The organism is Nonomuraea sp. H19 (assembly GCF_052068215.1).
Lineage (GTDB): Bacteria > Actinomycetota > Actinomycetes > Streptosporangiales > Streptosporangiaceae > Nonomuraea.
This window is the reverse complement of record NZ_JBQHCV010000005.1, coordinates 215,117-227,478: the sequence shown is the minus strand read 5'-3', so window position 1 is coordinate 227,478 and position 12,362 is coordinate 215,117. Positions and strand designations below refer to the sequence as shown.

The window sequence follows — 12,362 nt, the reverse complement described above, 5'->3', positions numbered from 1 at the left end:
TGCTGTGACAAGGGCGTAGCAAAGGTGTTATGAAGATTGGCGGCCACTGTAACCGGCAGAAAGGGCACCCATGGGCCGCCACGGCACAGGTGGATCCGACGACGGGGAAGAACGGGGGAGTAGCAGCGCATTCTGGGGTCCTGATGAGGAGGCCGAGCCGCCAGGCTGGCCCTCGCTGCCGGATCGGCCGGAGGTAACGGGGCAGTGGGCCCCCATGCCGCGGCGTGAGAGCGAGCCGCCGCGCGGGCCGCAGCCCGAGCCTTTCGAGACCACTGGGGCCTTCGCGCTGCCCGGCGACCCCGTTGCCGGCTTCTCGCCTGCCAACGACCCTGCGGGCGCCTTCCCGCCGGCGAACGACCCCGCGGGCGGCTTCCCACCGCCGAGCCCTTTCGGGCAGCAGGCCGGGCCCTTTGAGACGACGGGCGCGTTCGTCCGCCCGCAGGACTGGGACTCGCCCACTGACCGCCCCGGGCCCGCCTCTTCGAACGGCCCCAATCCTTTCGGCGGTCCGGGTCCGGCCGGCGGTCCTGACGCCTCCAACGGCCCCGTGCCCGGCGGCCCTGGCGCTTTCGACCGGCCGGGCGCCTTTGATCGCCCCGGCGCATTCGACGGTTCCCCCGACAGCCCGGGCCCCTTCGACGCGCCGACCAGCGGAACCGGCCCCTTCGACCGGCCTGGCGACAGGCTCGATGGAGCCGCCGACAGAACGGCGTTCTTCGACCAGCCCGGTGACGGGACAGGGTTCTTCGACCGGCCCGGTGACGGGACGGGGTTCTTCGACGGGCCGGCCGATCGAGCGGGCGGCTTCAGCGGCCCTGCCGACCGCCGAGACGACGTGGACGCGGACCGTACCGCGAGGTTCGACACCCGCCCCGCTGGACCGCCGGAGCCTGGTGACATCAAGGTGGCCGGGGAGCCGACGGCCGTGCAGACCCCGGCGTGGGCGGAGGCCGAGACCGGCTTCCTCGCCTCGGGCTGGTCGTCCGACGCCGGACTCGACGAGCCGGATCAGCCCAAGGGCCGCCGCGGCCGCCGCAAGGCCGGACGCGGTGGTGGTGGCGGAGGCGACGACGTCATCCCCGCCGCCTCGGGAGGAGGCGGCAAGGGCCGGGTCGCGCTGCTGTCCGTGGCCGCCGTGGCCATCGTGCTGGGCGGCACCGTGGCGGGCGTCAAGTTCATGAGCGCCTCGGGCGACGCGGCCAAGTGCGAGGGCGCCGCCTGCGCGGCCGTACAGGCCCCCACCAACCAGCCGGGCCCCCTGGTCTCCGAGCCGCCCGCCGAGGAGGAGCCCGAGTCCGCGCCCGAGGAGGAGCCGGCGGAAGAGGCGGAGACCACGCCGTCCGAGACCCCGACGCCCACCTACCGCCCCCGCCAGCCGCGCCGTACCGCGACCGCCACGCCGACGCCCACCAAGACCAGGGTGAAGACGTCGGCGAAGCCCACCAAGGAGCCGGAGCCGTCCCCCCCGGAAAGCGTGGAGGAGACGCCGACCGAGGAGACCTCGACGCTGGACGACGCCGACAGCGGTGTCGCGCCGACCGCGGGCGTCACGCCTTTCCCCACCAGCACGGGCACCGTCGAGTCCGGGTCCAGCGGCGGCTCGGTGAACGTCAAGCAGACGGTCCAGCAGCGTCTGGCCTCGTACACCGCCAAGCTGACGGTCTCCAACACCTCTCAGGTGACCCTGCAGAGCCCCACGGTCTCCGTGCCCGTCGAGGGTCAGGTGCTCGACGTGGACGGCGCCGAGTGGACCCAGGACGGTGACCTGCTGATCCTGGACCTGTCGGCGACGCTGACGGCGGGCGGCTCGGTCGGTGTCTCGTTCACCGCCACGGGCAAGGGCGCGCAGCCCGAGAACTGCGGGATGGTCAGCGGGGAGTGCGCCGTCAGCTGAGTGGTTGGATGGGTGGCATGACGGTTTCGACCCTTCCACGCGTGCTGACCGTCGCCGGCTCCGACTCCGGGGGCGGCGCGGGCATCCAGGCTGACCTGAAGACCATGATGGCTATGGGCGTCCACGGCATGAGCGTCATCGCGGCGGTGACCGCACAGAACTCGGTCGGCGTACAGGGCTACTGGGAGCTGCCGCCCGAGGCCGTGCGGGCGCAGCTCGACTCGGTGCTCGGCGACATCGGCGCGCAGGCCGTCAAGACCGGCATGCTGGCCTCGCCGGTGCTGGTGGAGACGGTGGCGGACGCGCTCGGCTCGTACGCCGCCCCTGTCGTGGTCGATCCCGTCGGGGTGTCCAAGCACGGCGACTCGCTGCTGGCCCCCGAGGCCGTCGAGACGATGAAGACGCGGCTGCTGCCGGTGGCCACCGTGGTGACGCCGAACCTGTGGGAGGTGGAGCAGCTCACCTCGGTCAAGGTCGAGGACGAGGACGAGCTGCGGCGGGCGGCGGACGCCGTGCTCGAGCTGGGACCGGCGTGGGCGCTGATCAAGGGCGGCCACCTGCCCGGCGCGCCGGTGGACCTGCTGACGGACGGCACGAGCGAATACCGCTTCACCGCCGAACGCCTCGACAACCGCCACACCCACGGCACGGGCTGCACGCTGGCCTCGGCCATCGCCTCACGCCTCGCGCTGGGCGACGACGTGCCCACGGCGGTGGGGGCGGCGAAGGACTACGTCACGGGCGCGATCGCCCGCGGCTTCCCGCTGGGCGCCGGCATCGGCCCGGTCGACCACGCCTGGCGCTGGCGCTGACCCAGGAGCGCCTGGAACGCCTCCTACGGCGCGAGCGCGCCCCCGGGCACCCGAGATGCCCACTCGCCGCTTCTCGCGCATGAGGCGGGGCACTCATGCGGCGAGGGGACAGCCTCATGACGAAGGCCCGCGGCTCCTCAGTGTGAGGAGGCGCGGGCCTTCGTGGAAGTCGAACTAGCGGGTGACCTTGCCCGCCTTGATGCACGAGGTGCACACGTTCAGCTTCTTCGGCGTGCCGCCGACGACCGCGCGGACCGTCTGGATGTTGGGGTTCCAACGACGGCGGGTGCGGCGGTGCGAGTGGGACACGTTGTTGCCGAAGGTCGGCCCCTTGCGGCAGACATCGCAGACGGAAGCCACGGTATCGCTCCTTAAAACAGTCGATGTAGCCCTGTCCGCTGATGCTTTCCCGGCGGAGGGCATGCCGGGACAACCGGCTAGCCAGACGAGAATATCCGATCCCCACCGTTGGGCGCGAACCGGAGCACTGGACCGAGCTACTGGACTAGGCCCGGCGCGGAGATATTCTCCTCCGACAACGGTAGCGCATCCGGGCCGGCCGGGAGGTCGGCCGGGGTCGGCTGGCCGGGGATGTAGTCGGCCGGGGTCGGTTGGTTGGGAAAGAGCGCGGATGAAGATTCTCGACCCGCCCGCGGTGCGCCGCTGGGCTCGCCTGGCGGCCGACGCGCTGGGCGGGGCCAGGACGGAGATCGACGCGCTCAACGTGTTCCCGGTCGCCGACGGTGACACCGGCACCAACCTCTACCTGACCATGCTGGCCGCGGCCGAGGCCGTCGAGTCGCTGCCCGACGACGTGGACGCGGCTGTGGTGTGGCAGACGCTCTCGTACGGCGCCCTGGTCGGGGCGCGCGGCAACTCCGGGGTGATCGTCAGCCAGGCGCTGCGCGGTCTGGCCGAGGCCCTGAAGGACGGCCAGGACCTGCGGGCCGGGCTGCACAGGGCCGCCGTGCTGGCCAGGGAGGCCGTGGCCAGGCCGGTCGAGGGCACGGTGCTGAGCGTGCTGGAGTCCGCCGCGCGGGCCGTGCGGGACCTGGACGGGGACCTGCGTGAGGTGGCGCGGCAGGCGGCAGGGGAGGCGCGGGCGGCGCTGCGGCGTACCCCTGACCAGCTCGACGTGCTGGCCCGCAGCGGCGTCGTGGACGCGGGCGGCGCGGGGGCGGCGATCATGCTGGAGACGCTGGCCGCCGTGATCACCGACTCCTACACCGACCACTACGAGGTGCCCGCGCCGACCTCGCGGGTGTCGCCGATGAGCGAGGTGGGGGCGGGCTACGAGGTGATGTACCTGCTGGACGCCGGCGACCTGGCGGTGGCCGAACTGCGCGAGGAGCTCGACGCCATGGGCGACTCTCTCGTCGTGGTCGGCGGCGACGGGCTGTGGAACGTCCACGTCCACGTGCCGGAGGCCGGTCCCGCCGTCGAGGCCGGGATACGGGCCGGGCGGCCGCACCGGATCAGGATCACGTACCTGGCCGAGCGGACGCATCGGGGCAGTGCGGGCAGGGGAGTGGTGGCGGTCGCCGCGGGGGACGGGATCGCGGCGCTGTTCGAGGAGTGCGGGGCCGTCGTGGTGCGCCGCACGCCCGGTGCCCGGCCTGCGCTCCCCGCCATGCTGGCCGCGATCAGGCAGGCCGGCAGCGAGGTCGCGGTCCTGCCCAACGACGAGGGCGTCGGCTCGGTGGCCGCCGCCGCGGCCGAGATCGCCCGCGAGGACGGCGTCGTGGTCAGCGTGCTGCCCACGAAGGCGACCGTGCAGGGGCTGGCGGCGCTGGCCGTACACGATCCGCTGCGCCGCTTCGACGACGACGTGGTGGCGATGACCGACGCGGCGAGCCAGACCCGGTACGGGCATCTGGCGGTGGCCGACAGGGAGGCGTTCACGAGCGCGGGGGTGTGCCGCTCAGGGGATGTGCTCGGCCTGATCGAGGGGGACGTGGCGGTGATCGGCGAGGCGCTGGAGCGGGTGGCCGTCATGATCGTGGACCGGATGGTGGCGGGCGGCGGCGAGCTGGTGACCCTGGTCACGGGGGCGGAGGCGCCGGTACGGCTGGCCGCTCACGTCGAGGAGCACCTGACACGTACGCGCCCGGACGTGGACCTGGTCGTGTACGAGGGCGAGCAGGGCGGCTACCCGCTGCTGATCGGCGTGGAGTAGCGAGGAAAGTGAACCCCGGAGCGTCCACGGAGCCGTCAGCGGGATTCCTGTCGGCCGCAGGCGGTAGAACTTAATGCCGTGAGCCGTTTCGACGAGCCTCTGAAGAAGGCGCTCGACCCGAAGACCGCCAAGCTGCTGCACAGCGTGCTCGGCCTGGAGACGGTCGGCGACCTGCTGCGCCACTACCCGCGCCGCTACGCCGAGCGCGGCGAGCTGACCTCGCTGGACGCGCTGGAGGTCGACGAGCACGTCACCGTGGTCGGCGAGGTGACCAGGGCGATGCGCAAACCCATGCGCAACCGGGGCGGCACCTGGCTGGAGGTCGAGGTCGTCGACGGCAACGGCAACAAGATCTACCTGTCGTTCTTCGGCAAGGGCTCCCACGCGGCCGAGTCGCGGCTCAAGCCGGGGCGGCGCGGCATGTTCGCCGGCAAGGTGGGGCTGTTCGGGGCCAGGGCCAAGCCGCGCTGGCAGCTCGCGCACCCGGAGTTCGAGCTGTTCGAGGAGGGCGAGGCGAGCGCGGAGGAGTTCGCGTCGGCGCCGGTGCCGATCTACCCGGCGGGCAAGGACCTGACGCCGTGGGCGATCAGGCGCGCGATCGGCGTCGTGCTCGACACGCTGGGCCCGCTGGAGGATCCGCTGCCCGCCGGCCTGCGGGCCCGGCACGGGCTGCAGGACCTGGGCGCGGCGCTGGAGGCCATTCACCGGCCCAAGGACTTCGCCGAGGTGGGGCTGGCCCGCAAGCGGCTGAAGTTCGACGAGGCGTTCGTGCTGCAGGCCGTGCTGTTGCAGCGCCGCCAGGCGGCCACCGCCTGGCCGGCCAAGCCGCGGCCCCGGCGGGACGACGGGATGCTGGCCGAGTTCGACAAACGGCTGCCGTTCTCCCTGACGGAGGGGCAGGCGCAGGTCGGCGAGGAGGTCGCCGCCGACCTGGCGGGCGAGCACCCGATGCACCGGCTGCTGCAGGGCGAGGTCGGCGCGGGCAAGACGGTGGTGGCGCTGCGGGCGATGCTCCAGGTCGTCGACGCGGGCGGCCAGGCGGCGCTCCTGGCGCCCACGGAGGTGCTCGCCCAGCAGCACCACCGCTCGATCACCACCATGCTGGGGGACCTCGCGCAGGGCGGCATGTTCGGCGGGACGGCGGTCACGCTGCTGACCGGCTCGATGGGCGCGGCCGCGCGGCGCTCCGCCCTGCTCGACGCCGCCTCGGGCACCGCGGGGATCGTCGTCGGCACGCACGCGCTGCTGCAGGAGCACGTGCAGTTCGCCGACCTGGGGCTGGTCGTGGTCGACGAGCAGCACCGGTTCGGGGTGGAGCAGCGCGACGCGTTGCGCGCGAAGGCGGGTGACACCCGTCCGCACGTCCTGGTCATGACCGCCACCCCGATCCCGCGCACGGTCGCCATGACCGTCTTCGGCGACCTGGAGGTCTCGACGCTGTCCCAGCTCCCCTCCGGCCGCGCCCCCATCACCACGCACGTCGTACCGGCCGCGGACAAGCCCCACTACCTGGAGCGCACCTGGGAGCGCGTAAGGGAGGAGGTGGCGCTGGGGCGGCAGGCGTACATCGTGTGCCCCCGCATCGGTGATCTGGAGGGCGACGAGGGCGACCTGGCGGCGCCCGCGGCGGACGACGAGCGCCGCCCGCCGCTGGCCGTCCTGGACGTGGCCGAGCTCCTGACCGAGGGCCCCTTCCATGACCTGCGCGTCGGCACCCTGCACGGCAAGCTGCCGCCGGAGGAGAAGGACGCGATCATGCGGGCCTTCACGCGGGGCGAGCTCGACGTCCTGGTCGCCACCACGGTCATCGAGGTGGGCGTCGACGTCCCCAACTCCTCCGTAATGATCATCATGGACGCCGACCGTTTCGGCGTCTCCCAGCTCCACCAGCTCCGCGGTCGTGTGGGCCGCGGTGGCCTGCCCGGCCTGTGCCTGCTGGTCTCGGACTTCCCGGAGAGCACCCCGGCCCGCGCCCGCCTGGACGCGGTCGCCGCCACGCTGGACGGTTTCGAGCTGTCGAGGGTGGACCTGGAGCAGCGGCGGGAGGGCGACGTCCTGGGGGCGGCGCAGTCGGGCAAGCGCTCTTCACTGAAGCTGCTGCAACTGCTTCGGGACGAGGACGTCATCGCCACGGCCCGGGAGGAGGTGGCGGCACTCCTGTCCCAGGATCCGGAGCTGAAGTCTCATGAGGGCCTGCGCGCGGAGATCGACCGGCTCCTGGCCGACGAACGAGCCGAATACCTGGAGAAGACGTAACCCGTCCCGCGGCTCGGCGCGGTGGGCGCGAACGGTCTGAAAGAAAGAACCCAGCCGCGGGGACGGCCTCCCCCCGAATGCCGTCCCCGGCTGGGCCCACCCTCGGGTCAGGTGCCGAGGGAACCGGCGTGCGGAAGGGCTCACGATCACGCCGGTCGGCCTCCGTGTGGGTCACCTCGAAGGCCGCAGAACTCATCATGCGGGCCCATCGCACCGATGTGAATCACCCTTGCGCAGTCGAGGCAGACACTTGTCCACTCTTGACCTGCATGAACATGCGGAACAATGGGGCACATGACTCGGATCATCGCGGGGAGCGCGGGTGGGCGGCGGTTGACGGTGCCGCCGGGGCGCGGGACGAGACCGACCAGCGACAGGGCACGAGAAGGGATCTTCTTGACACTCGACTCCCTGTACGGACTCCACGGCGCTCGCGTGATGGACCTGTACGCCGGGTCGGGCGCGATCGGCCTGGAGGCGCTGTCGCGGGGAGCGGCCGAGGCGATGCTCGTCGAGTCCGACCCGAAGGCCGTCCGCACGATCAAGGCCAACATCCAGTCGCTCGGCCTCGAGGGCGCCCTGCTGGTGGCGGACAAGGTGGAGCGGGTCCTGGCCAAGCCCCCGGAAGCCCCGTTCGACATCGTCTTCGCCGACCCCCCGTACGCGGTGCCGGACAGCGAGGTCACCAGGACTCTGGAACTGCTCCGGGACAACGGCTGGCTGGCCGATGAGGCGTTGGTGGCTTTCGAGAGGGAAAGCAGGGGGAAAGCCCTTATGTGGCCTGAAGGATATGTCGAGGAGAGGGTCCGTCGCTATGGCGAAGCGTCCGTTTGGTACGGTCGCGCCGCCGGGAACCCGTAGACCTGGGAGGCGTCTTGCGCCGCGTAGTCTGCCCGGGGTCGTTCGACCCCATCACCAATGGCCATCTCGACATCATCGGCCGGTCCGCCCACCTGTATGACGAGGTGACCGTGGCGGTCCTCATCAACGTCGAAAAAAGCAGCCTGTTCACCGTGGACGAACGGATCGAGATCCTGCAGACCGTGACCAAGGATTTCGCGAACGTGAAGGTGCGGAAGTTCCACGGCCTGCTGGTCGACTTCTGCAAACACAACGACATCCCCGCCATCGTCAAGGGCATCAGAGTGGTCAGCGACTTCGACTACGAGCTGCAGATGGCGCAGCTCAACTACCGCTTGTCGGGGGTGGAGACGCTGTTCATGCCGACGAACCCCGAATACTCGTTCCTGTCCTCCAGCCGGGTGAAGGAGATCGCCCGCTATGGTGGCGACGTGTCGGGGCTCGTACCCGATCTCGTCCACAAGCTGCTCATCGAGCGGCTCAGGGGCTGAGCCCGACCTGCTATCCTTTCATTTCGGCCTTGTACGACGGCGATCCTTTTCGCCATGCCTAGCGAGAGCAGGATGACTCAGCACCTCGACCCCCGCTCCCCGTGGGTGATCTCCACTCATGACCTGGGTAAGCGGCCGGGCACGATGAGGCAGATGACTCTGGCTCTCCCGGCACCGGCGAACCTCGGCGTCGACATGATCGGTGTCCCCAAGGACGCCGAAGTCGAGCTGGATCTCCGGTTCGAAGCAGTGATGGAAGGCGTGCTGGTCTCCGGCACGGCGCAGGCCCCGCTCGCCGGGGAGTGCGCGCGGTGCCTGGACCCGGTCTCCTCGGACATCGAGGTGGACCTGCAGGAGCTGTTCTTCTACTCCTCCGAGGACGCCTCGGAGGACGACTCGCTGCTCGACGGTGAGCTGCTCGACCTCGAGCCGGCGTTCCGCGACGCGGTGGTGCTCGCACTGCCGCTGAGCCCCGTGTGCCGCGAGGACTGCGAAGGGCTCTGCACGGAGTGCGGGATCAAGCTGGCCGAGGCCGGCGAGGGTCACCGGCACGAGAAGATCGACGCCCGCTGGGCGTCGTTGCAAGGTCTGGTTTCCGACAAAGATAACGATCAGGAGAAGTGACGTGGCCGTCCCGAAGCGAAAGATGTCGCGGAGCAACACCCGCGCCCGTCGCTCCCAGTGGAAGACGACTGCTGTCGCCCTGGTGAGCTGCCCGCAGTGCCGTTCGCCCAAGCAGCCGCACATCGCGTGCCCCACCTGCGGCACCTACAACCGCCGTCAGGTCATCGAGCCGTCCGCCTGATCCTCTGGCAAGAAACCTGCCCGTTGGACTGCCGCACCACTCTTGTGCTTGGTTGAGACCGTGGCGGCAGTCCACTCGCGGGTTTCTCGTCAGCAGTTGACGTGATGCCGAGCGGGTGCAATTGTGCCTCGGTCGGCGTTACCGTCTTAGATGCGTGCGGCGGCGGCTCGCCCGCGGCCGTGGTGGACGCCGGGGCTACGTGTTACCCCGACGCCCACCACGTTTTCGGGCATCTTCCGCAGTCGGCGCGTCATGTGAAGATGTCCGAGGAGGAAGCACGTGGGCGCAGGTCCTAAGCCGGTGGCCGTGGAGGTCGCCAGAGACGAGCTGGAGCGGGTCCTGGCGGTCGGCCTGGACCACGACATCCTGGAGCGGGCGCTGACGCACCGCTCCTACGCGTATGAGAACGGCGGCCTGCCCACCAACGAGCGCCTGGAGTTCCTCGGCGACTCGGTGCTGGGCCTGGTGGTCACCGACACCCTCTACCGCAACCACCCCGACCTGCCCGAAGGGCAGCTCGCGAAGCTGCGTGCCGCCGTGGTCAACATGCGCGCGCTCGCCGACGTGGCCCGCAACCTGGGCCTGGGCCGGTTCCTGCGGCTCGGCAGGGGCGAGGAGGGCACCGGCGGTCGCGACAAGTCCTCCATCCTGGCCGACACGCTCGAGGCCCTGATCGGCGCCGTCTACGTCGACAAGGGGCTCGACGAGGCGTTCCGGGTGGTGCACCTGCTGTTCGACCCGCTGATCGTGCGCTCGGCCTCGCTCGGCGCCGGGCTCGACTGGAAGACCTCGCTGCAGGAGCTGACCGCCTCCGAGGCGCTCGGCGTGCCCGAATACCACGTCGAGGAGAGCGGCCCCGACCACGCCAAGTCGTTCACGGCCGTGGTGCGGGTCGGCGGCGAGTCCTACGGCACGGGCACCGGGCGCAGCAAGAAGGAGGCCGAGCAGCAGGCGGCCGAGGCGGCGTGGACCCGCATCCGGGCCCGCCGCGAGCAGCGGGAGAGCCAGCCCGCGGGCTGACGCGAGGGGGCGAACCAGGTTGCCGGAACTGCCGGAAGTCGAGGTCGTCAGGCGCGGCCTCGCCCAATGGGTGGTCGGCCGCGAGATCGCCGCCGCGGAGGTGCTGCACCCTCGCGCCATCAGGCGTCACGTGCCGGGCGCCGACGAGTTCACCGCGCGGCTCAAGGGCCGCGCGGTGCTGTCCGCCGAGCGCCGCGGCAAATACTTGTGGCTGCCGCTGTCGGGCGCCGAGGAGGCGCTCCTGGCTCACCTGGGGATGAGCGGCCAGCTGCTCGTCGTGGACCCGGACGCGCCGCCGGAAAAGCACCTGCGAGTACGCCTCCGCTTCGAGGACGGCGGCCCCGACCTGCGCTTCGTCGACCAGCGCACGTTCGGCCACGTCATGCTCACCGCCCTGGTGAACGGCGTGCCGGAGCCGATCGCCCACATCGCCCCCGACCCGTTCGAGGAGGCGTTCGACGAGGCCGAGTTCGCCCTCAGGCTCAGGGCCAGGCACACCGAGATCAAGCGGGCGCTGCTCGACCAGTCGCTGATCAGCGGCGTCGGCAACATCTACGCCGACGAGGCGCTGTGGATCGCCAGGCTCCACTGGGCCCGCCCCACGCACACGCTCACCCGCCCCAAGATCGCCGAGCTGGTCGCCGCCGTCCGCACGGTCATGGCCGCCGCACTGCACCAGGGCGGCACGTCCTTCGACAGCCTCTACGTCAACGTCAACGGCGAGAGCGGCTACTTCGACCGCTCGCTGGAGGCGTACGGGCGGCGCGACCTGCCGTGCTCCCGCTGCGGCACCCCCATCAAGCGCGATGCGTTCATGAACCGGTCGTCCTACTCCTGCCCCAGATGCCAGCGACGGCCGCGGCCAGCGCGCTGAGCACCGCGCCCGCCCACATCACCGCGGAGATCGACACGCCGTCCACGAGCCGGCCGCCGGCCAGCGCGCCGAGCGCGATGGAGATGTTGAACGCGCCGACGAAGAGCGCCGTGCCCAGCTCGCCGCCGCCGGCCCGCATGATCCACAGCTGCAGGGTCACCCCGACGCCGCCGTAGCCGAGGCCCCACACCACCAGCACGAGCAGCGGCAGGCCGATCAGCGGCAGCGCGGCCGTGGCCAGGGCCATGAGGACGGCCAGCGTGATCAGGACCGGCTGGGGATTCCTGGCCGCCCTGGCGCCCGCGGCGAAGTTGCCGAGCACGCCCGCGGCCCCGTACACCAGCAGCACCGTGCTGACGAGGCCGGGACCGGCGTGCGCGACCTGCTCCAGGAACGGCCGGAGGTAGGTGTAGGCCGCGAAGTGGCCGGACACGATCAGGACGGTCAGCAGGAGGACGACCTTGAGCGGGCCGGAGAGCCAGGCACGGCGCGGTTCGGCGGCGCCGGCAGGGGCGGGCGTGGCGGGCTCCTGCGGCAGTGGCGGCAGCGTCGTGGCCAGGAGCGCCAGCAGGGCGAGAGCCAGCACCCCCATCGCGGCGAAAGCGCTGCGCCACCCCGCGAACGACGAGACGAACGCCGCCACTGGCACTCCCAGCACCGACGCCACCGACACCCCGGCCAGGATGATCGACGTGGCCCGCCCGACGTGCTGTTCCGGCACCAGGCGCACGCCGAGGCCGGCCGCGAAGGCCCAGAACCCGCCGATGCTCACCCCCGTCAGCACCCGGGCCGCCAGCATGACCGGGTAGGCGGACGCCAGCGCGCCCGCCAGGTTGGCCACCGCCAGCAGCGCCATCAGACCCAGCAGCACGGATCGCCGGTCCAGCCGCCGGGAGATGATCGCCAGCACGGGCGCGGCGATCGCGGCGACCAGCCCGGGCGCCGACATCATCAGCCCGGCCGTGCCGGCGGACACGCCGAGATCGGCGGCGATCGAGGTCAGCAGGCCGACCGGCAGCATCTCGCTGGTCACGATGGTGAAGGTGCCCACCGCGACCGACGTCACGGCGAGCCAGCGGGCCCGTACAGGGGCGGAAACAAGCGTTGTCATGCCCCTCAGCGTTCTCCCAGGCCTCGGCGGGAACAATGGCGAAGGCCGAAGGCTTGGTTTAG

At 71.5% G+C, this 12,362-nt stretch carries 12 protein-coding genes; 10 read left to right on the top strand and 2 right to left on the bottom strand.

Going from position 1 to position 12,362, the window contains the following annotated elements:
* Nucleotides 1–214 precede the first annotated feature (214 nt).
* Nucleotides 215–1,894, top strand: a complete 1,680-nt coding sequence (locus ACTMTI_RS12805) for a hypothetical protein (RefSeq protein ID WP_441120495.1) — start codon at nucleotides 215–217, stop codon at nucleotides 1,892–1,894.
* A gap of 8 nt (nucleotides 1,895–1,902) precedes the next feature.
* Nucleotides 1,903–2,706, top strand: a complete 804-nt coding sequence (gene thiD, locus ACTMTI_RS12800; RefSeq protein WP_441120494.1) for a bifunctional hydroxymethylpyrimidine kinase/phosphomethylpyrimidine kinase — start codon at nucleotides 1,903–1,905, stop codon at nucleotides 2,704–2,706.
* 174 nt (nucleotides 2,707–2,880) lie between these two features.
* On the opposite strand, the gene rpmB is transcribed toward thiD, so the two are convergent.
* On the bottom strand, nucleotides 2,881–3,066 hold the full coding sequence (gene rpmB / locus ACTMTI_RS12795; protein ID WP_043618345.1) for a 50S ribosomal protein L28: 186 nt from the start codon (nucleotides 3,064–3,066) through the stop codon (nucleotides 2,881–2,883).
* 271 nt (nucleotides 3,067–3,337) lie between these two features.
* On the opposite strand from rpmB, the gene ACTMTI_RS12790 reads away from it, so the two are divergent.
* The 8 genes from ACTMTI_RS12790 (at nucleotide 3,338) to mutM (ending at nucleotide 11,189) form a co-directional block, all read left to right on the top strand.
* Nucleotides 3,338–4,882 carry a DAK2 domain-containing protein gene (locus tag ACTMTI_RS12790; protein WP_441120493.1) on the top strand — a complete coding sequence of 515 codons (1,545 nt, stop codon included), beginning with the start codon at nucleotides 3,338–3,340 and terminating at the stop codon, nucleotides 4,880–4,882.
* A 78-nt stretch (nucleotides 4,883–4,960) separates the two neighbouring features.
* The gene (gene recG, locus ACTMTI_RS12785; RefSeq protein WP_441120492.1) at nucleotides 4,961–7,138 is read left to right on the top strand and encodes an ATP-dependent DNA helicase RecG; all 2,178 of its coding nucleotides are present in this window, start codon (nucleotides 4,961–4,963) and stop codon (nucleotides 7,136–7,138) included.
* A gap of 294 nt (nucleotides 7,139–7,432) precedes the next feature.
* Entirely contained in the window at nucleotides 7,433–7,999 is a 567-nt protein-coding gene (rsmD, locus tag ACTMTI_RS12780; RefSeq protein WP_441120491.1) for a 16S rRNA (guanine(966)-N(2))-methyltransferase RsmD, read from the top strand.
* A 14-nt stretch (nucleotides 8,000–8,013) separates the two neighbouring features.
* On the top strand, nucleotides 8,014–8,490 hold the full coding sequence (gene coaD / locus ACTMTI_RS12775) for a pantetheine-phosphate adenylyltransferase (protein WP_441120490.1): 477 nt from the start codon (nucleotides 8,014–8,016) through the stop codon (nucleotides 8,488–8,490).
* Between the two features lie 54 nt (nucleotides 8,491–8,544).
* A complete protein-coding gene (locus tag ACTMTI_RS12770; RefSeq protein WP_441120489.1) occupies nucleotides 8,545–9,114 on the top strand; it encodes a YceD family protein in 570 nt (189 codons plus the stop codon).
* Between the two features lies 1 nt (nucleotide 9,115).
* Nucleotides 9,116–9,295, top strand: a complete 180-nt coding sequence (rpmF, locus tag ACTMTI_RS12765) for a 50S ribosomal protein L32 (protein ID WP_033409409.1) — start codon at nucleotides 9,116–9,118, stop codon at nucleotides 9,293–9,295.
* A 300-nt stretch (nucleotides 9,296–9,595) separates the two neighbouring features.
* Nucleotides 9,596–10,315 carry a ribonuclease III gene (rnc, locus tag ACTMTI_RS12760; RefSeq protein ID WP_441120735.1) on the top strand — a complete coding sequence of 240 codons (720 nt, stop codon included), beginning with the start codon at nucleotides 9,596–9,598 and terminating at the stop codon, nucleotides 10,313–10,315.
* 19 nt (nucleotides 10,316–10,334) lie between these two features.
* Nucleotides 10,335–11,189 carry a bifunctional DNA-formamidopyrimidine glycosylase/DNA-(apurinic or apyrimidinic site) lyase gene (gene mutM, locus ACTMTI_RS12755; protein WP_441120488.1) on the top strand — a complete coding sequence of 285 codons (855 nt, stop codon included), beginning with the start codon at nucleotides 10,335–10,337 and terminating at the stop codon, nucleotides 11,187–11,189.
* Here mutM and ACTMTI_RS12750 read toward each other — a convergent pair.
* Nucleotides 11,128–12,300, bottom strand: coding sequence for an MFS transporter (locus tag ACTMTI_RS12750; protein WP_441120487.1), 1,173 nt, complete (start codon nucleotides 12,298–12,300; stop codon nucleotides 11,128–11,130). The two genes, mutM and ACTMTI_RS12750, sit on opposite strands and share 62 nt — an antisense overlap.
* Nucleotides 12,301–12,362: the final 62 nt, after the last annotated feature.

What these genes read in the sequence shown, in the direction of transcription:
- rsmD (WP_441120491.1), top strand. Translation starts at nt 7,433, where the DNA reads ATGACTCGGATCATCGCGGGGAGCGCGGGTGGGCGGCGGTTGACGGTG.
- ACTMTI_RS12770 (WP_441120489.1), top strand. Translation starts at nt 8,545, where the DNA reads ATGCCTAGCGAGAGCAGGATGACTCAGCACCTCGACCCCCGCTCCCCG.
- thiD (WP_441120494.1), top strand. Translation starts at nt 1,903, where the DNA reads ATGGGTGGCATGACGGTTTCGACCCTTCCACGCGTGCTGACCGTCGCC.
- ACTMTI_RS12750 (WP_441120487.1), bottom strand. Translation starts at nt 12,300, where the DNA reads ATGACAACGCTTGTTTCCGCCCCTGTACGGGCCCGCTGGCTCGCCGTG.
- ACTMTI_RS12790 (WP_441120493.1), top strand. Translation starts at nt 3,338, where the DNA reads ATGAAGATTCTCGACCCGCCCGCGGTGCGCCGCTGGGCTCGCCTGGCG.
- ACTMTI_RS12805 (WP_441120495.1), top strand. Translation starts at nt 215, where the DNA reads ATGCCGCGGCGTGAGAGCGAGCCGCCGCGCGGGCCGCAGCCCGAGCCT.